17 protein-coding genes are annotated in these 17,953 nt (G+C 59.9%); 6 read left to right on the forward strand and 11 right to left on the reverse strand.

The window, feature by feature from the left end; translation table 11 throughout:
- Positions 1-24: 24 nt before the first annotated feature.
- Entirely contained in the window at positions 25-1,107 is a 1,083-nt protein-coding gene (locus ACYJRZ_RS09710) for a 3-deoxy-7-phosphoheptulonate synthase (RefSeq protein ID WP_459458348.1), read from the reverse strand.
- A gap of 136 nt (positions 1,108-1,243) precedes the next feature.
- Here ACYJRZ_RS09710 and ACYJRZ_RS09715 point away from each other — a divergent pair, with 136 nt between their 5' ends.
- Complete coding sequence (locus ACYJRZ_RS09715) at positions 1,244-1,429, forward strand: hypothetical protein (protein ID WP_459458350.1); 186 nt, start codon at positions 1,244-1,246, stop codon at positions 1,427-1,429.
- 96 nt (positions 1,430-1,525) lie between these two features.
- Here the strand turns inward: ACYJRZ_RS09715 and ACYJRZ_RS09720 are convergent, their stop codons facing one another.
- The 3 genes from ACYJRZ_RS09720 to ACYJRZ_RS09730 all read right to left on the reverse strand — a co-directional run bounded on the left by ACYJRZ_RS09720 (position 1,526) and on the right by ACYJRZ_RS09730 (position 5,156).
- The gene (locus tag ACYJRZ_RS09720; RefSeq protein ID WP_459458352.1) at positions 1,526-2,587 is read right to left on the reverse strand and encodes a porin; all 1,062 of its coding nucleotides are present in this window, start codon (positions 2,585-2,587) and stop codon (positions 1,526-1,528) included.
- 432 nt (positions 2,588-3,019) lie between these two features.
- On the reverse strand, positions 3,020-3,367 hold the full coding sequence (locus ACYJRZ_RS09725; RefSeq protein WP_459458354.1) for a hypothetical protein: 348 nt from the start codon (positions 3,365-3,367) through the stop codon (positions 3,020-3,022).
- A gap of 226 nt (positions 3,368-3,593) precedes the next feature.
- On the reverse strand, positions 3,594-5,156 hold the full coding sequence (locus tag ACYJRZ_RS09730; RefSeq protein WP_459458356.1) for an MFS transporter: 1,563 nt from the start codon (positions 5,154-5,156) through the stop codon (positions 3,594-3,596).
- Between the two features lie 179 nt (positions 5,157-5,335).
- Here ACYJRZ_RS09730 and ACYJRZ_RS09735 point away from each other — a divergent pair, with 179 nt between their 5' ends.
- Together ACYJRZ_RS09735 and hisC are read left to right on the forward strand one after the other, a co-directional pair.
- Positions 5,336-6,259, forward strand: a complete 924-nt coding sequence (locus ACYJRZ_RS09735) for a LysR family transcriptional regulator (protein ID WP_459458358.1) — start codon at positions 5,336-5,338, stop codon at positions 6,257-6,259.
- Positions 6,260-6,432: 173 nt separating this feature from the next.
- Complete coding sequence (gene hisC / locus ACYJRZ_RS09740) at positions 6,433-7,488, forward strand: histidinol-phosphate transaminase (protein WP_459458360.1); 1,056 nt, start codon at positions 6,433-6,435, stop codon at positions 7,486-7,488.
- A gap of 121 nt (positions 7,489-7,609) precedes the next feature.
- On the opposite strand, the gene cysN is transcribed toward hisC, so the two are convergent.
- The 3 genes from cysN to ACYJRZ_RS09755 form a co-directional block, all read right to left on the reverse strand.
- Positions 7,610-9,112 carry a sulfate adenylyltransferase subunit CysN gene (cysN, locus tag ACYJRZ_RS09745; RefSeq protein WP_459458362.1) on the reverse strand — a complete coding sequence of 501 codons (1,503 nt, stop codon included), beginning with the start codon at positions 9,110-9,112 and terminating at the stop codon, positions 7,610-7,612.
- Position 9,113: 1 nt separating this feature from the next.
- The gene (gene cysD, locus ACYJRZ_RS09750; protein WP_459458364.1) at positions 9,114-10,067 is read right to left on the reverse strand and encodes a sulfate adenylyltransferase subunit CysD; all 954 of its coding nucleotides are present in this window, start codon (positions 10,065-10,067) and stop codon (positions 9,114-9,116) included.
- Between the two features lie 127 nt (positions 10,068-10,194).
- Positions 10,195-10,935 (reverse strand): phosphoadenylyl-sulfate reductase, encoded by a 741-nt coding sequence (locus ACYJRZ_RS09755; protein WP_459458366.1) that lies wholly within the window; start codon positions 10,933-10,935, stop codon positions 10,195-10,197.
- A 489-nt stretch (positions 10,936-11,424) separates the two neighbouring features.
- On the opposite strand from ACYJRZ_RS09755, the gene ACYJRZ_RS09760 reads away from it, so the two are divergent.
- A complete protein-coding gene (locus ACYJRZ_RS09760; protein WP_459458368.1) occupies positions 11,425-11,871 on the forward strand; it encodes an RrF2 family transcriptional regulator in 447 nt (148 codons plus the stop codon).
- Positions 11,872-11,891: 20 nt separating this feature from the next.
- Here the strand turns inward: ACYJRZ_RS09760 and ACYJRZ_RS09765 are convergent, their stop codons facing one another.
- Positions 11,892-13,253 carry a chloride channel protein gene (locus tag ACYJRZ_RS09765; RefSeq protein WP_459458370.1) on the reverse strand — a complete coding sequence of 454 codons (1,362 nt, stop codon included), beginning with the start codon at positions 13,251-13,253 and terminating at the stop codon, positions 11,892-11,894.
- A 194-nt stretch (positions 13,254-13,447) separates the two neighbouring features.
- Here ACYJRZ_RS09765 and ACYJRZ_RS09770 point away from each other — a divergent pair, with 194 nt between their 5' ends.
- Both ACYJRZ_RS09770 and ACYJRZ_RS09775 read left to right on the forward strand, forming a co-directional pair.
- Positions 13,448-13,720: a YlcI/YnfO family protein gene (locus ACYJRZ_RS09770; RefSeq protein WP_459458371.1), complete on the forward strand. Its 273-nt coding sequence runs from the start codon at positions 13,448-13,450 to the stop codon at positions 13,718-13,720.
- The gene (locus tag ACYJRZ_RS09775; RefSeq protein ID WP_459458373.1) at positions 13,717-14,016 is read left to right on the forward strand and encodes a type II toxin-antitoxin system RelE/ParE family toxin; all 300 of its coding nucleotides are present in this window, start codon (positions 13,717-13,719) and stop codon (positions 14,014-14,016) included. Before ACYJRZ_RS09770 ends, ACYJRZ_RS09775 begins: the two co-directional genes overlap by 4 nt.
- Before the next feature lie 12 nt (positions 14,017-14,028).
- Here the strand turns inward: ACYJRZ_RS09775 and betA are convergent, their stop codons facing one another.
- From betA to ACYJRZ_RS09790, 3 genes are all read right to left on the reverse strand, one after another.
- Positions 14,029-15,678 (reverse strand): choline dehydrogenase, encoded by a 1,650-nt coding sequence (gene betA / locus ACYJRZ_RS09780; protein ID WP_459458375.1) that lies wholly within the window; start codon positions 15,676-15,678, stop codon positions 14,029-14,031.
- 166 nt (positions 15,679-15,844) lie between these two features.
- Positions 15,845-17,308 (reverse strand): betaine-aldehyde dehydrogenase, encoded by a 1,464-nt coding sequence (gene betB / locus ACYJRZ_RS09785; protein ID WP_459458377.1) that lies wholly within the window; start codon positions 17,306-17,308, stop codon positions 15,845-15,847.
- Positions 17,308-17,949: a glutathione S-transferase family protein gene (locus ACYJRZ_RS09790; protein WP_459458379.1), complete on the reverse strand. Its 642-nt coding sequence runs from the start codon at positions 17,947-17,949 to the stop codon at positions 17,308-17,310. Before ACYJRZ_RS09790 ends, betB begins: the two co-directional genes overlap by 1 nt.
- Between the last annotated feature and the right edge of the window lie 4 nt (positions 17,950-17,953).

The following is a 17,953-nucleotide window of genomic DNA, read 5'->3' on the forward strand; positions in this document are numbered from 1 at the left end:
CCTGTCCCCAGAATGAGAGAGGTGTCAGCGCGCCTGACGCCGTGCTCGAACAGCCTTCGCCAGATCTTCCAGCGTGCGCACCGAGGTTGGCCAGTCGATGCAGCCGTCGGTGATGCTCTGGCCATAGACCAGCTGCTTGCCCGGCATGAGATCCTGGCGGCCGGCCACGAGATTGCTCTCCATCATCATGCCCATGATCCGCCGGTCGCCGGCTGCGACCTGTTCCGCGACTGATGTCACGACAAGCGGCTGGTTTTCCGGGTTTTTGCTGCTGTTGGCGTGGCTGGCGTCGATGATGATGCGTGGCTCGAGCCCGACCTTGAGGGACTGTTCTGCCGTCGACTGCACACTTTCGGCGTCATAGTTGGGTTCTTTGCCACCGCGCAGGATGATGTGGCAGTCCTCGTTGCCGCGGGTGGAGGCGATCGCGGCAAGACCCTCCTTGGTCACGGCCGGGAAATGATGCGGCTGCGATGCCGCGATGATGGCATCGAGCGCGATGCGCACGTCGCCATTCGTGCCGTTCTTGAAGCCGACCGGGCAGGAGAGGCCGGATGCCAGCTGCCGGTGCACCTGGCTTTCCGTCGTCCTCGCGCCGATGGCACCCCAGCTCACCAAGTCGGAAATATATTGCGGCGTGATCGTATCGAGATATTCGCAGCCTGCCGGCAAGCCGATCTCGTTGACATCGAACAGCAGCTTACGGGCAATGCGCAGGCCTTCTTCGATGCGGTAGCTGCCATCGAGATGCGGGTCGTTGATCAGGCCCTTCCAGCCCACGGTCGTGCGCGGTTTCTCGAAATAGACGCGCATGATGATTTCGAGATCATCAGCGAAGCGATCTCTTTGTTCCTTCAGCCGCGCGGCATAGTCGAGCGCAGCAACCGGATCGTGGATGGAGCAGGGGCCGATCACGACGATCAGCCGGTCGTCCCCGCCATGCAGGATGTTGTGAACGGCATTGCGTGCGCCGGTAACGGTCGCCGTCACAGCCTCGTCGCGGGGGATTTCGCCTATGATCCGAGAGGGCGGCGTCAGCGCCGTGATCTCGACAATGCGCAGGTCATCAGTGGAATTCAACACGGTATCGGTTCCTTTTGGGGTCATACCGTGGCGACAAAAAAAGCCGCCAGGTAGACTAGCGGCTGGTTCGGGTCTTTGCTGTCGTGTCTCTTTTAACTACGCACAGGCCCGCCTCCGCTGAGAGCAGCGGTACGAATAAAATCGTGCGGAATATGCATAGATGTTCGACATGGGTTGTCTCTACGATAAAAAATGCCTGGTGTCGATGAGGCGTAAGAAAAAAATGGAGGCGTCACATTGTGGATTGCAGATCGTTGTCCATTTTGCGGCAACTCGCCAGATCTGGCACGGCCTAGCGGGCCTCTTCCCGCGCGGCGGCTATCAGGCCGACAAGAAAAATAACTAACCCCTGCATCGGAAGGATCGGCCTGACTTCGCTGGAAGTCAGGCCGATCTCCATCCGATCAGGGGTCAAGTCAGATCAGATCTCGTAAACGAGCTATTAGAAGCTGCGCTGGAAGCGGAGAACGCCAGCCCACTGGTCCTGATTGATGGAGTCCCAGTTGGTGTAGGAAACTTCCGGCGTGATCTGGAGGTTCTTGACCGGGTTCCACTTGACGTTTGCGGTCGCTGCGAAGATCTTCGAGTCGGTGTAGGCAACCTGAGCGTTAGCCTGCAGCTTTTCGTTGATCGGAACAGTCACACCGCCCCAAACAGCCCAGTCGCCCCAGCCGATACCCTTGGCAGGGCCGGCGCCGTTGGCGTTGGCATACTTGTTGAGCTTGTCGCCGTCGGTGTTCCAGCCGCCCATCAAGAAGGCCTTGAAGACGCCGAAGTCCGCATCGACGCGAGCCTTGATTGCGCCTTCTTCGACGATGGAGTCATAACCACCGACAATCTTGAAGCCGAAGTTGCCAGCCTTGTAACCAGCGCCGGCAACGACGTCGGGCAGGTAGTGGTTGGTGCTGTCTTCGCCGTTGGCACCCTTGGCGCCGGAACCGGAGTTGCTGTCTTCAACCGAGACCACAGCCGTGAAGCCGTTGCCGGCGTCGTAGTTGTAGGTCAACTGGTTGAGTTCGTACGGGCCGTCATTGACCACGTCGTCGTTGATGACGCCGCCGGCGTAACCGATGTACGAGTTGTACTGGGAGTCAGCCTTACCGACGAGGAAACCACCGAGGCTGATGTTTGCGAACAGCAGCTTCGTGGTGGTTGCGCCGCCATCCTGCCAGTCGAAGCGGATGACGGTGTTGGTCTTCAGCGGGCCGTATTCGGTGTCGGTCGCTGTATCAACGCTCAGATGAGCGCGCGTGTGCCAGAGAGTGCCATTGTGGCTGTCCGGGTTGTAGGCATCGTACCACTTGCCTTCGGTACGGACATAACCACCGATCTTGAGGCAGGTTTCGCTGCCCGGGATGAAGAAGTAGCCTGCACCGTATGCGTCGCAGATGCGGACGTATTCGAGCGGTTCCGGCTCGGCAGCAACGATAGCGTCGGCTGCATGAGCGCCAGAAACTGCTGCCAGAGCAGCAGCGGAGCCGAGAAGAAGGCTCTTGATGTTCATAAAAACTCCAATCCAATATAGATTGGGCATAGGCAATCGCGCCGAAAAATCGACGTACCTCAACCCTATCCCTGTTTAAAACCCCGACTCGGGAGAAACGGGCCCCACCCGCTTCTGGTCGTTATTAAAGACGATTTCCTGCAAAGTTATATGATATATTTTTCTCGGAATGACTTTTTCGTGGTTTTTAAATTCAAGTTGCACAAATGCAACATGTGCGAATAGAAATGATAAGTCCTGCATAATATTGGCTACGCAATAATCATTTTATGGTACAATACGCAGCATTTTGTTATTTGAATATTCTTGAATAATACCTGAGCGGGCGTAGCGCATCTCAAAAAAGCCGTCCAGCTCCGTTCAAGCAACGATGAGCCTACCCACGCAACATCACCGTCTGTATTGCGAAACGAGCGGTAATTTATAATTTGATTAGTATGACGCCGACCGCTTGGAAGCTGAACCGATGAGCTTGTTCAAGGCCGAGCCAATCATGATGCCCCAGAGGCCACTGGTCATGCCGACGATGATATCGAACGTTGAGCCATAATTGCCGTTTGCCAGGAAATGCGAGACGGAAAGTGCCGATACGCTGCCGATCATCAGGAGGCATGTGAAGGAAGGCGATTGCGGATAGGCGAGCCGGGCCAGCATGCCGGCCAAGCAGAGTGCACCGGCGCGGAATACGTCGAAGGGATTGCCCAAAGCGGCCTGCCAATTGAGATGGGCGAACGTCACGACGACGAGCGCCACTATGTAGGTCCAGGCAATAATCTTCAAAAACCGGTCTGATATCATGGGGATATGATATAGCAGCGGCGGATGTAAACGCCAGCCTGGCGCTGCTGCGGAGAGCGTTCACCAGCGGATCTGGCGCGCACATTTTATGTGGCTTCGAAACATTCTGTTGCAACGCGGCGTGTTTCTAGGCCTTCGATCGGCCTTCTTGCTATGCTGGTGCCGGGGGAACTGACCGGGCGATTTTCCGGCCAGCCGCCACCGTTCCTCAGGCGTTCGATACGCACAGCCTATCTTCATCTTCTTCCAGTGGCTTGGCATCTGCTGCAACAGCGCTGGCCGAGGATCGGCCGAGGAAGGAAAAGACGACGACGGCTGTCAGAACAGTGATGCCTGTCAGGAGCCAGAGCAGGGTGCTGAAGGCGTCGCCATAGCCTTGGATAAGAGCTCCGTGGCCTATCGCGGGCACATTTGATGCTGCCGCTGCCAGGTTGCCGGTTACGAGCTGCTGTGCAGCCATAGCGGCATGTTCACCTGACGATGCGGCAAGTTTCGACTGGATAAAGGCGGAGAGAACGGCGCTGACAATGGCAAGCGCGACCCCTTCACCGGCGACGCGGGTGGTGCTGAAGATGCCGGTCGCCATGCCAGCGCGCTCCTTGGGAACGACACTGACGGCGAGCCCATCCATCAAACCCCAGGGCAAGCTGATGCCGACGCCGATCGCCAGTAGCGGGCCGATGAGGGCGGACGGAGCCGAGCCTGCGTTAAAATGGCTGAGCCAGAAAAGGCCTGTCGCCGAGATGATAAGGCCGGTGCCGCAGATCGTTGCAGGACTGAACCAGCGGGTGAGAAGCCCTGCAACGATCGGCAGGATAAGCAGCGGCGCTGAAAGCGCGATCATCATCCGCCCGGCGGCAATCTCGCTCATGCCTTCGATGCCGACGAAGCGTACCGGCAGCAGGATCAGCAATACGACGAAGGCGTAAGCAGGTGCTGCCGCGAGAAGTTGTACGCCGACGAAGCGCGGATAGCGAAAGAGGCTGAGATCCAGCATGGGCCGTTTCACCACGCGCTCGATGATACCGAAAGCAAGGAAGAACAATGCGGCGCCGGCCAGAAGGGCGAGGACGAGCGGGTCGCTCCAGCCGGTTTCCGGTGCGCGCAGAACGCCATAGGTAAAGAGCGTCAAGGCGAGTGTGAAGCTCAGTGCGCCCGGCCAATCCAGCCCCGCTGCGTCGGGATCTTTGGATTCGCGCAGAAAGCAGGCGCCGAAACCAAGTGCGAGCAACGCCAGGGCGACTACGAGAATGAAGATAGATGGCCAGCCAAAGGCATCGATCATCAGGCCGGAGGCGATCGGTCCGAAGGCGAGGCCGATGCCAAAGCTGGAACCGACGATGCTGAAGGCACGCATTCTTGCTGTTCCTTCGAACTCCTGAGCCAGCGATGCCATGCCACCGGAAAAGGCGGCCGCGGCGCCGAGCCCTTGCAAGGCGCGCAATATGTCAAACCAGATGATGTTGCCGGCGAGTGCGAGTCCGGCTGAGAATAGCGCGAAGCAGGCGACGCCGGCCAGGAAGATGCGCCGCCGGCCGAAGCTGTCTGCCAGCGCCCCCGATGCCATCAAGCAGCTGCCAAAGGTCAGCATGAAGGCGTTGGTGACCCAGTTGAGTGCGATCGGGCTGCCACCGAGCGTGCGGCTGATGGCCGGCAATGCAACGGCCGGGCCGGTGAATGTCAGCGGCATCGCTGCCGCCGCGCAGCAGACGGCGACGAGGACGAAGAATTTCTCGGTCGGACTTGCGACCTTTATCTGGGGAGAGGTCATCGGATTACCGTTGGGTTCGAGCAAGGGAGGAAGCGGCAGGCAATCCTGGGAGTGCTGGCCAAAAGGCCGCCGCCTGCGCGCTTCGAATGACCTGAGAAAGATATATTTGCTGTAATCACATGATAATTGCGCTATTCGTCCTTGCATACTGGAAGAAAACTCTCGAATGGAGCGCGTCTATGGATCGTTTAAGCGGATTGACGGCCTTCGTTCGCACTGCGGATCTCGGCAGTTTTGCGGCCGCTGGACGTGTGCTTGGCCTTTCCCCCTCCGCCGTCGGCAAGGCGGTCAGCAATCTGGAGCATCAGCTTGGCGTCCGGCTGCTGCAGCGTTCCACACGCAGTATCCGGCTCACCGAGGAAGGACGTCTTTTCCACGAGCGCTGCCGACGGGTGCTCGACGATCTCGAGGATGCACAGGCCTCGCTTGCGCAGGCGGTCGCCGTACCGCGCGGGCGGCTGCGCGTCAGCGTGCCGATCGTCAGCTATCACTTCCTCTTGCCTGTCGTGCCGGAATTCGTTGCTCGTTATCCCGAGGTCGAACTCGACATCGATTTCAACGACCGCATCGTCGACATGATCGAAGAAGGAGTCGATGTTGCCATCCGCAGCGGGGATCTGCCCGATTCACGGCTGATATCGCGCACTTTGCGGCCGTTTCAGATGCTGCTCTGTGCGGCGCCCAGCTATCTCGAACGTTTCGGCATTCCCGATTGCCCCCGCACTCTCAACGAGCATCTGGCCGTCAGGTTTCGCTTTCCCAATAGCGGTAAGCTGCTGGACTGGCCCCTAACCATGCCGGAGGGCGAGCCGGATCTGCGCATGCGGACGGCTTTCTCCTGCAACAATATGGAGGCGGTGCGCGGCGCGACCGTTGCCGGCCTCGGCATCGGCTGCATGCCGGATTTCCTCGTGCGCAGTACGCTTGCGGAAGGAAAGCTCAGAACCGTTCTCGACGATTTTATTGATGAACCCGGTCATTTCCATCTGCTCTGGCCATCCAACCGCCATATGTCGCCCAAGGTCCGCGTTTTCGTCGATTTTCTCAGCGAGCGGCTTTTTGCGAAAAGTTGCGATGTTTTGCCGGCGACCACTGCCGCTTAGGGCAGAGGCTTTTGGGGCCGGCTCGAACACCGTCTGTTGGTCATAATGATAATTTCTGAAATTGCCTGAGAGACAGTTGTCGCGGAAGTTCGATTTTGCGACGGTGTTGGCGTCCTATGCAGACCTGCCGCAGCAATCCGCGGTTCCCAACCGCCAAAATTCGGAAAATCACGATGAGCCGCTTTTGGAGCCCTATTGTTCATTCCCTGACCCCCTATGTCGCCGGCGAGCAGCCGGCCACGGGCGGAATAATCAAGCTCAACACCAACGAGAGCCCCTACGGTCCTTCGCCGTTTGCCCTGGAGGCGATCTCGAAAGCTACATCCGACACGCTGCGGCTCTATCCCGATCCGACGGCGCGGGAGTTGCGCGTCGCAATTGCGGAAAGCTTCGGGCGCGATAAGGACGAGGTCTTCGTCGGCAATGGATCGGACGAGATTTTGGCCCATACGTTCCAGGCGCTGCTGAACCATGAGGAACCGCTGCTTTTCCCCGATATCAGCTACAGCTTCTATCCGACTTATTGTCGTCTCTATGCGATCGAGTTCCGGCAGGTTCCGGTCGATGCCGAAATGTGCGTCCGCATTGACGATTATCGCCAGCCCTGTGGCGCAATCATTCTGCCCAATCCCAACGCGCCAACAGGGATCGGCCTGCCTCTGGCCGATATCGAAAGCCTCCTCAAGGATCATCCCGATCAGGTCGTTGTTATCGACGAAGCCTATGTCGATTTCGGCGGCGAGAGCGCGGTTCCACTTGTCCGCACATATCCGAATCTGCTTGTCATTCAGACCCTGTCGAAATCGCGCGGCCTTGCCGGCTTGCGAGTGGGCTTCGCCGTCGGGCAGAGGCCGCTCATTGAGGCACTGGAAAGGGTCAAAGACAGCTTCAATTCCTACCCTCTCGATCGGCTTGCGCAGGCAGGTGCTGTAGCGGCCTGGAAGGATCGGGACTGGTTCGAGCGCCATCGCGCCATGATCATCGCCAGTCGGGAACGGCTAGCTGCCGATCTTAGGGAGCTGGGCTTTCAAGTCCTCCCGTCATCCACCAATTTTCTTTTCGCGCGGCATCCGAGCCGGCCAGGCGCGGAGCTGGCGACAGAGCTGCGGAACAGGAACATTTTGGTAAGACGATTTTCCGCCGAGCGTATCGACGACTTCCTGCGCATCACTATTGGAACGGATGGGGAGTGCGATCGGCTGGTGTCGGCGCTTGTCGAGATATTGTAGTGATCTCACGCGTGGAGCGATTGCTACACGGCTGATTGGGCGATTGGGTGAGTAGCCCTGCAATTGAAAAAAAGGCGGCGGAGCCGAGCCCGCCGCCTTCCGTCATCACATGTGATGCCGATCAGATATCGCTTGCCGCGTTCGCCCAGATTTCCGCAGCCTGCGCGGCGGTGACGCGGCGCACGTCCGTTTCGTCGCGGCGGCTGGCGAAGAGTTCGCTCGCCATGATCTGCTCGGCTAGATCGGCGGGCAGGGACAGGAGAACGCGCTGGCCATCCTTATGGATGCCGCCGACATCGGAACGCTTGCCAGTGATCATGCCGCCCGCAACCGTGTTGTTGCTTTCGGGATCGATCAGGATGAAGGAGCCGGTCGAGCGGTTCTGCTCATAGGGGTCGAAGATGGCGGTCTCGTCGAAGGTCAGGCGAACCTTGCCGATCGCGTTCATCCAGAGCGCCTGCGCCGGTGCCCATGCACCTGTCTTGAGCTCGAGCTGGGCGATCGGCTGCACCTGGACGCGCTGGCGGCGGCTGCCGCTCTTCAGCCAATAGCGCTTGCCGGGCTCGATGCCTTCCGGCTGCAGTGCTACGATCTGGGCATCGAAGGAAAGGCCGGTCTGCGGTTGGCTGTCGATGGCGACGATCATGTCGCCACGCGATACGTCCACCTGGCGGTCGAGAACGAGCGTGATCGCATCGCCGGCGACTGCGGCGTTGCGCACGAGATCGAAGGTGACGATCTTCGAGACATTGGCGACCATGCCCGACGGCAGGATCATGACACTATCGCCCGGCTTCACCGAGCCGCCGGCAACCGTGCCCTGATAGCCGCGGAAGCTCTCACCCGGTCGGGAGACACGCTGCACCGAAAGACGGAAGCCGACCGTCTGAGCCGAGCGTACGGTCGCCAGTTCCAGCGTCTCGACCAGCGTCGGGCCGGTGTACCACGGCATGGCCGCCTGGCCGGAATAGACGACGTTTTCGCCCTTCAGCGCCGACATCGGGATCGCGGTGATCTGCTTGACGCCGAGCGACAATGCGAATTCGCGGAAGTCGTTGGAGATCTTCTCGAAGCCGGCGCGGTCGTAATTCGTCAGGTCGATCTTGTTGACGGCGAGTACGAACTGCCTGATGCCGAGCAGCGACGCGATCGTCGCATGGCGGCGGGTCTGTTCGAGGATGCCCATCCGCGCATCGACCAGCAGCACGGCGAGATCGGCGGTCGAGGCGCCGGTTGCCATGTTGCGGGTGTACTGCTCGTGGCCGGGTGTGTCGGCAACGATGAAGGAGCGCTTGTCGGTCGAGAAATAGCGATAGGCGACATCGATGGTGATGCCCTGTTCGCGCTCGGCCTGCAGACCGTCGAGCAGCAATGCGAAGTCGGGAAGGCCGAGATCGTTCTGCTTGCCGGTGGAATCGCGCTGGAGCGTGGCTGCCTGGTCTTCCTTGACCGCCTTGGTATCCCAGAGGAGACGGCCGATCAGCGTCGATTTGCCGTCGTCGACGCTGCCGCAGGTGATCAGGCGAAGCGGGCGCGAATCGCGGAGAGCCTTGGCCGGTTCGGCGGCAGACCCAACAGCGGGCCCAACAACGGGCATCGTGACGACGTTGGCGTTTGCGGTCATCTCAGAAATATCCTTCACGCTTCTTCTTTTCCATGGAGCCGGATTGGTCGCGGTCGATGGCGCGGCCCTGACGTTCGGAAACCGTGGCGATTTCCAGCTCTGCAATGATGTCTTCAAGGGTCGTGGCGGTGGAGCGGATGGCGCCCGTCAGCGGGAAGCAGCCGAGCGTGCGGAAGCGGATTACTTCCTCGCGCTTGGTTTCGCCCGGCAGCAGTTCCAGCCGCGGGTCGGCTGCCATGATCATCATGCCGTCACGCTCGACGATGGGACGCTTCGCCGCGAAATAGAGCGGTACGATCGGGATCTCTTCGGCCTGGATGTAGCGCCAGATATCCACTTCGGTCCAGTTGGAGAGCGGGAAGACGCGAACGCTTTCGCCCTTGCGGATCTGGCCGTTATAGATGTTCCAGAGTTCCGGGCGCTGGTTGCGCGGATCCCAGCGATGGTCCGGCGTGCGGAAGGAGTAGATGCGCTCCTTGGCGCGCGAGGCTTCCTCGTCGCGGCGAGCGCCGCCGAACGCGGCGTCGAACTGACCCGCATCGAGCGCGTGGCGCAGCGCTTCTGTCTTCATGATGTCGGTATAGCCGGCCGAGCCATACGTGAAGGGCGTGATATTCTCAGCCTTGCCGCGCGGATTGATGTGCTCGATGAGGTCGAGATCATACTTCTTCACGATCTCGTCGCGGAAGGTGATCATCTCGGCAAATTTCCAGCCGGTGTTCACATGCAGGAGCGGGAAGGGAACGCGGCCGGGATAGAAGGCCTTGCGCGCCAGATGCAACAACACCGACGAATCCTTGCCGATCGAATAGAGCATGACGGGACGCTCGAACTCGGCGGCAACTTCGCGGAAGATGTGAATCGCCTCATTTTCGAGCGCTTTCAGATGCGGATCGAGGGGCGGCTTGATGCTTTGCGGATTGGAGATTTCCGTATCCGGACGGCTATCGGGCATAGATGACTCCAGAACTTTCAAATGTCCCGACCGAAACTTGGCCGGAAAAAATGGATGTTTTGGTTCCCACTAGATCGGCGGCGTAGCAAACGCACCTTTGATCGACAAGCGGGAGCCGGGGGGTGTTTTATTGCGCTGATGCGCCAGGGCCTTCCTCGTGAACATGCAGGCCGCATTCGCGCTTTTCATCATTTTCCCACCACCAGCGGCCGGCGCGCTCAGGTTCGCCCGGCTTGATGGCGCGAGTGCAGGGTTCGCAGCCGATCGAGGGATAGCCGCGTGCATGCAGCGGGTTCGCCGGAACGCTGTTGTCGGCGACATAGGCGCGGATAACCTCGATGTCCCAGTCGGCAAGCGGGTTGATCTTGATCAGGTTGCGCTCGGGATCGAACTCCGCAAAGGGCGTATCGGCGCGATTGGCGGACTGGCCGCGGCGCAGGCCAGTGATCCAGATGCTGGCGCCGGAGAGCGCTCGCGCAAGCGGCTTCAGCTTGCGCACGCCACAACAGGCATGCCTGGCTTCGACGCTTTCGTAGAAACCGTTGAGGCCGTATTTTTCCGCATAGGCGTCTACATCGGCCTGTTCCGGCTCATAGCGGACGATCTTAATATCGTATTGGCTTTCCGTCTCGTCTATCAGGGCGAGCGTTTCCGGGAAGAGGCGGCCGGTCTGCAGGGTCGCCACTTCGATCGGCAGGCGATGATTGCCGATTTCCGCCGTGATCACCTGATCCTCGATGCCGAGCGACGTCGTGAACACGGCGCGGCCGCCGAGACCGGCCACCAGAGAAAGACGGCCGGCAAGATCGAGCGATGCAAGCTGGCTGTTGAGCGTCGCGGCATCTTCAATAAGGGTAATGGCGGTCATGGGAATCCTGTCCTGATGTCGCCGGGAGTATCGCAGTTCGCAACGGCAGCGGACAGAAAAATAGATTTCGAAAGGGAGCGGCTGGAGAGTAAATATCTCCATGAAGCTGCGCTAATAAGGAAAAGCAGCCGCCTCGGCTGTTAACCAAGGCGTTTTGCCGCCTGAAGCGGCCCTTCGGAAGCACTTGATATGGCTGATCATGTTTAAGTGCTTGCTTTAATGTCTATAGAAATAGTAGAGTTACACATAGCTTGTCAAATGGAAATCCGAAGTGATGCCCAAAATGATGCGCTGCGGTGGATTTTGCGCTAAACTATTGGCATAGCGACGAAGAATGATAACAAGTCTGGGTTGCTAACGTTTCCTGGCTGTGCGCCAGGGGTGTGAGTGCTTCGAAATCGCCCCGGGGACGAGGGCTGAGGAGTTCTGGAGCGGACCGGCCGAATCGCTCGACCGGACGTATCGCATGTGTGTGTGAAGCGGTTCGAAATGATTACTCAGAAAGCAAAATATGCGCTGCGGGCGCTGTCTGCCTTGGCCCAATCCGAGTTGGGCGAGCCGATGATGATTTCCGACATCGCCGCCCAGCAGAAGATTCCGAAGAAATTCCTGGAACAGATCCTTCTCGACCTGAAGCATCAGGGCATTGTCATTAGTCGCCGCGGCAAGCAGGGCGGTTATCTCCTGCGCAAACCGGCGGACGAGATCACGTTTGGCGAAATCCTGCGGGTCATCGATGGCCCCTTGGCGCCGCTGCCGTGTCTATCATTGACAGCCTATCGCCGCTGCGACGATTGCGACGGTGAGCAGACCTGCGAGATCCGCCACGTCTTTGCCCGAGTGGCGGACGCGACCCGCAAGGTCCTCTTTTCGACAACCATCGCCGATGCCATCGCTCAGCCTGATGATGCAGAAGTCGCCAGGCTAATGGCCTAGGCTCCGCAGAGCTTCGGCATTCAGTGGGTGGCGGGTTCTTCGTTGCTTTCCTTTTCCATGGCACGCCGGGCGCGGATCGCTGCCGCAATAAAGACGCGGGACAACCCATGATACAAGGGCTCGCGCGAAAGCAGCCGGGACGTGACATAGCCGATCATCGATACAGCCATGATCGGGATGACGGCCTGATGATCGCCCGTCATTTCCAGGATGATGACGAAGGCGGTCATCGGCGCCTGCACCACGCCGGCGAAATAACCGGCCATGCCGAGGATCGCAGCGAGCGCGATGCTGCCGCCGACCAGCGTGCCGACCGTGCCGCCGAAACCGGCACCCACTGCAAGCGATGGGGCAAAGATGCCGCCGGGAATACCCGAGATCATCGACAGGAAGCTTGCCAGCAGCTTCTCGACGAAGAAGAACAGGGGTAGGGCATGTCCTTCCACGGCTCCGCGGGCTTGCTCATAACCGGTGCCAAAGGTTTGCCCGCCGGAGAGCACGCCGACGGCGGCAACGACAAGGCCACAGAGGCCGGCAACGATCAGCATTCGCTGGAGCGGCTGTGGTTGTGCCCAGCGGCGGATGCGGATGCCGGCATAGAGCGCCAGCCCGCTGAAAGTGGCACCAAGCGCGCCACCGCCGACACCGCAGATCAGCATGACGATCCAATCTCGAAACATCGTCGGCGCAGCGTCGGCCGCGCCAAAATAGTTGTAACTGCCGGAAAGGCCGAGTGCGGCAAGGCCGGAAAGAATGACCGCGGTCAGCACAAGGCCATTGGCGCGCGATTCATAGGTGCGGCTCATTTCTTCGATGGCAAAGACGATACCCGCAAGCGGCGTATTGAAGGCGGCCGCGATACCGGCAGCGGAGCCGGCAAGGATCAGCCCCTTCGCCTGCGCCATTCCGCCGAAGCGTGCAACGGCTAGCATGAAGGAAGCGCCGACCTGCACCGTCGGCCCCTCGCGGCCGATCGAGGCGCCGCTCAAAAGGCCCAATATGGTCAGCACGATCTTGCCGAAAGCCAGCCTGAGCGAGAGCAGCTTTGTTCGATCCTCTTCATGATGCAGGTGCCGCGCGGCAATCGCCTGCGGAATGCCGCTCCCTTGCGAATTGGGAAACAGCGTCGCGGCCAGATACGCCGACAGGACGAAACCGAGCGGCGTCAAAAGCAGCGGCAGCAACCACATCCACTCACCCGATTGCGTCACGCCGGCAAAAGCCCGCTGCGCCAGATCGGCAAGCTTGGCAAAGCCGACGCTGATAACGCCGATCGCCAGAGCCCCCGTCCAGAACACCAAACGCGGCCGCCAGAGATTGAAGGAACCCCAGAAAACACGGGAACGGCGGAGCAGCTTGGACTTGCGGTAGATAGGGGGCATGGGACGTGTGACCGTTAGGCTGGCCGGCATGCCCTCTGAAGGCATTTTTCCGGGCCGCTCACCTCGTAGAGAGAATTGCGATAGCGATCTTTCTTACAGAATTTCCCTTTGCGGCCAAGGCTTAATCCATGTGTTGACCCTTTCGAGTGATCGAATAAAATGTATCGCAATTGCAATGCAAAAGGAGCCGATGAATGAAATCCGCTTCCATACCCCCCTTAAGGGTTGATCCAGCCTTGCGCGCCGCTGCTGAAAGCGTGCTGCGAGAGGGTGAGTCATTGTCAGCATTTGTGGAAAGTTCGCTGCGTGCGCAGATTGAACACCGGCGAACGAGGGCCGAATTCATCGCTCGCGGCCTTGCTGCGCGGGAGGATGCGAGGAAAACAGGCGTGTATCATAGCGCTGACGACGTGCTGGGAATGCTGAAGCGCAAACTTGAAGCTGCAAAAGCGTCCGGACAAAAATGACCTTTGCAGTGCGTTACTCCCAAGGCGCGCTCGATGATCTCGAACGACTCTATGACTATCTCTTGGTAAGAGACATCGAGCTTGCGGAAAAAGCCTATCAGGCGATCGCCAAGGCAACGGAATTTCTGGAGAATTTTCCGTTCAGTTGCCGCAAAGCGTCGGCAGACGACGCATTTATCCGCGAACTCGTCATTCCTTTCGGCTCGTCAGGTTATGTCGCTCTATTCGAAATCGAGGATAGCGAGACGGTGACGATACTGGCGATCAGGCATCAGCGCGAAGAAGACTATCATTGACGCCTGCCCATCTTACCGATCGCTCGTCTCCCACCGCGGATTGATCCAAGGCTCCTGGTTCGAGCGCGCCAGCCTCGGTTTGCCGAGGATATGATCGGCCGCTTTTTCGCCTGTCATGATCGAAGGACCGTTCAGGTTGCCGTAGGTAACATGCGGGAAGATCGAGCTGTCGGCGACGCGCAGGCCGTCGATGCCGATGACGCGGGTGTCGGGATCGACTACCGCCATCGGATCGTCCTTCGAGCCCATCTTGCAGGTGCCACAGGGATGATAGGCGCTTTCCAGATGTTCGCGCAGGAACGCGTCGATCTCGTTGTCGGTCTGAACGTTCGGTCCGGGCTGGATTTCCGGTCCACGATATTCGTCGAAGGCCTTCTGCCCGAAGATCTCGCGGGTGAGGCGCACGCAGTGGCGGAACTTCTCCCAGTCTTCCGGATGGCTCATATAGTTGAAGCGGATAACGGGATCCGCCTTTGGATCGGCGGAGCGCAGCGTGACGTTGCCGCGCGATTTCGACAGGTTGTAGCCGACATGCACCTGGAAGCCATGGCTCTTGGCCGCTGCCTTGCCGTCATAGCTGATGGCGACGGGCAGGAAGTGGTACTGGATGTCGGGCTGTTTGACGCCGGGCGCCGAGCGCAGGAAGGCGCAAGCCTCGAACTGATTGGAGGTGCCGAGCCCCTTCTTGAAGAACAACCATTGCGCGCCGGCGATCCCCTGCATGTACCAGGGCAGCCAGGAATAGAGCGACACCGGCTTCAAGCTGGTCTGCTGGAAATAGAATTCCATATGGTCCTGCAGGTTGGCGCCGACGCCCGGCCGGTCGGCCTTCACCTCGATCCCCGTGTCGCGCAGATGCTGCCCAGGCCCGATGCCGGACAGCATCAGCAGCTTCGGAGAATTGAACGAGGAGGCGGAGATGATGACCTCGCGGTTTGCCTTGATGATCTCGATCTTGCCGTTCCGCTCGACTTCGACACCTGTCGCGCGGCCGTTTTCGATGACGATCTTGCGGGCGAAGCAGCGGATGAGGTTTACGTTCGGCCGCTTCAGAGCTGGCTTGAGATAGGCCGTCGCCGCAGACCAGCGCCGGCCCATCCACGTCGTCTGCTCCATCAGACCGAAGCCTTCCTGCTTACTGCCGTTATAATCCTCCGTCGCCTCGAAGCCCGCCTGCTTGCCGGCCTCGATGAAAGCGTGGAACAGCGGGTTGCGGGCATCGCCCCGGCGCACATGCAACGGGCCATCTTTGCCGCGCCAGCCCTCTTCGCCGCCATGCGAATGCTCCATCCGCTTGAAGTAGGGCAGCACGTCGGCATAGGCCCAGCCTTGGGCGCCTAGCTCCTCCCAGCGATTGAAATCCTCCGCATGACCGCGCACATAGACCATGCCGTTGATCGAGGAGGACCCGCCGATCACCTTGCCGCGTGGGGCGGTGATGCGGCGATTATTGAGCTGCGGTTCGGGCTCGGAGAGATAGCCCCAATTGTAACGGTCCATGCTCATCGGCCAGGCAAGGGCTGCCGGCATCTGGATGAAGGGGCCGAAGTCGCTGCCACCGAATTCCAGAACGATGACCGAATGCTTGCCATCCTCCGACAAGCGGTAAGCCATGGCGGAGCCGGCTGAGCCTGAACCAACGATGACGAAATCTGCTTGCATGACGATGTGCTCCAGGTGGCAATAGGCGTAAATCGAAGGGTCTACACCCTCCCCTTGAAGGGGAGGGTCGGCCGCAGGCAGGGGTGGGGTGATTGCTGCTATACGCGTTGCGGCTGGCCACCCCCACCGCCGCTTTGCGACGACCTCCCCCTCAAGGGGAGGTGGATCAATAAGGCGCTTGTACCGGTCCCATGCCCACGTAAACGGTCTTCAGTTCCGAATAATGCTCCAGCGCCGCCAGCGAGTTCTCGCGGCCGAAGCCGGATTGTTTGGAGCCACCGAAGGGGATTTCGACCGGGCAGAGATTGTAGGTGTTGATCCAGAGCGTACCGGCCTCAAGCTGGTCGACGACGCGGTGGGCGCGGGTGAGATCCGCGGTGAAGACGCCGCCGGAAAGGCCGAATTCGGTGGCATTGGCGCGGGCGATCACCTCGGCCTCGTCATCGAAATCGAGCACGCACATGACTGGCCCGAAGATCTCCTCGCGGGCGATCGTCATGTCGTCGGTGACATCGGCAAAAACGGTCGGCTGGATGTAATAGCCTTCGCCGGAGACATTGTTCGGAATGCCGCCGCCGGTCAGCAGCGTCGCCCCTTCGGCCTTGCCCTTTTCGATGTAAGACAGCACCTTCTCGCGCTGCGCCCAGGAGACCATCGGTCCAATCTGCGTTGTCTCGTCCATCGGGTCACCGATGAGCATGGCGTCTGTACGGCTCTTCAGGCGCTTCAGGAATTCGGACTTGATCTTGCGGTTGACGAAGACGCGCGTGCCGTTCGAGCAGACCTGGCCGGTCGAATAGAAATTGCCGAGCATCGCGCCGCCGATGGCGCTGTCGATATCGGCATCCTCGAAAACGATTAGTGGCGACTTGCCACCGAGTTCCATGGTGACATGCTTGAGGTTGCCGGCGGCAGAAGCTGCCACCTTGCGGCCCGTCGGTACCGAGCCGGTCAGCGATACCTTCGCAACATCCGGATGGTTGATCAGCAGCGGCCCGGTTTCGCGGTCACCCTGGATGACATTGTAGAGGCCCTTCGGCAGGCCTGCCTCGATCAGGATTTCGGCAATCTTCAGCGCACCGAGCGGCGTGTTTTCCGAAGGCTTGAACACCATGGCATTGCCGGCGACCAGCGCCGGTGCACCTTTCCAGCAGGCGATCTGCTGCGGGTAGTTCCATGCGCCGATGCCGACGCAGACGCCGAGCGGCACACGCTTCGTATAGGCGAAATCTCCGCCGAGCGGAATGTAGGAGCCGTTGAGGCCGGCTGCCGCGATGCCGCCGAAGAATTCGAAGCTGTCGGCGCCGGAGGTCGGGTCGGCGACGATGGTTTCCTGGATCGGCTTGCCCGTATCCAGCGTCTCCAGTTCCGAAAGCTCGCGGTTACGCTCGCGCATGATCTCGGCTGCCCGCTTCAGGATGCGGCCGCGTGCCGTCGGGCTCATGGCGGCCCACTCCGGCTGGGCCCGCTTGGCGCTAGCGATCGCCTTTTCGACAATGGCGGGCGTTGCTGCGTGCAGGCGGGCGATGACTTCGCCGGTCGCCGGATAGATGCTTTCGATAAGAGTGCCGTCGGTGTCCTCGACATATTCTCCGTCGATGAAATGCGAGGCTTTCGGTTGTGCGCGCATTATAGAACCCTCAATTCTTCGTAGGACACCATGACATGCTCTTGGAAAGCAGGCCGCTCGGTGAGGTTTTCGTAATAGCGCTGCAGCCGTGGATGGGCAGGGCGCTGGATGCCGATGTCGAAATAGCGGTAGAGAACGTGCCCGAACTGGATGTCGGCCAACGTCAGAGTATCGCCCGCAAGGAAGCGATGCCGTCCGAACTGCGACTCGGCGATGTCAAGCTTCGCACCAAGTGCTGCTACAGCCGCAACGATCGCCTTCTCGTCCTTGAGAGCAGGTGCCGTGCGCACCACGCGCCAAAATACCGGGCCGGTAAAATTCAGGGCGATATTGATCTTGGCCCATTCCGCCCATTTGTCGATCTGGGCGCGACGCCGCTCGTCTTTCGGCCAGAAGGCATCCTCGCCATATTGCGTGGCAAGGTAGCGCAGGATGGCGCCGGTTTCCCAGAGCGGATCGTCATCGCCATCCCGTAGCACCGGAACGGTGCCGTTCGGGTTCATCGCCAGGAATTCAGGCGTGTCGTTGACGCCATAGGTAAAGCCCGCATCGATGCGCTCATATGCAAGACCGAGTTCACCGATGCACCACATCAGCGCCTGCACATTTGATGACGATTTGCGGCCCCAGACGGTCAGCATCGCT

The sequence above is a fragment of the Rhizobium sp. No.120 genome (assembly GCF_054558365.1).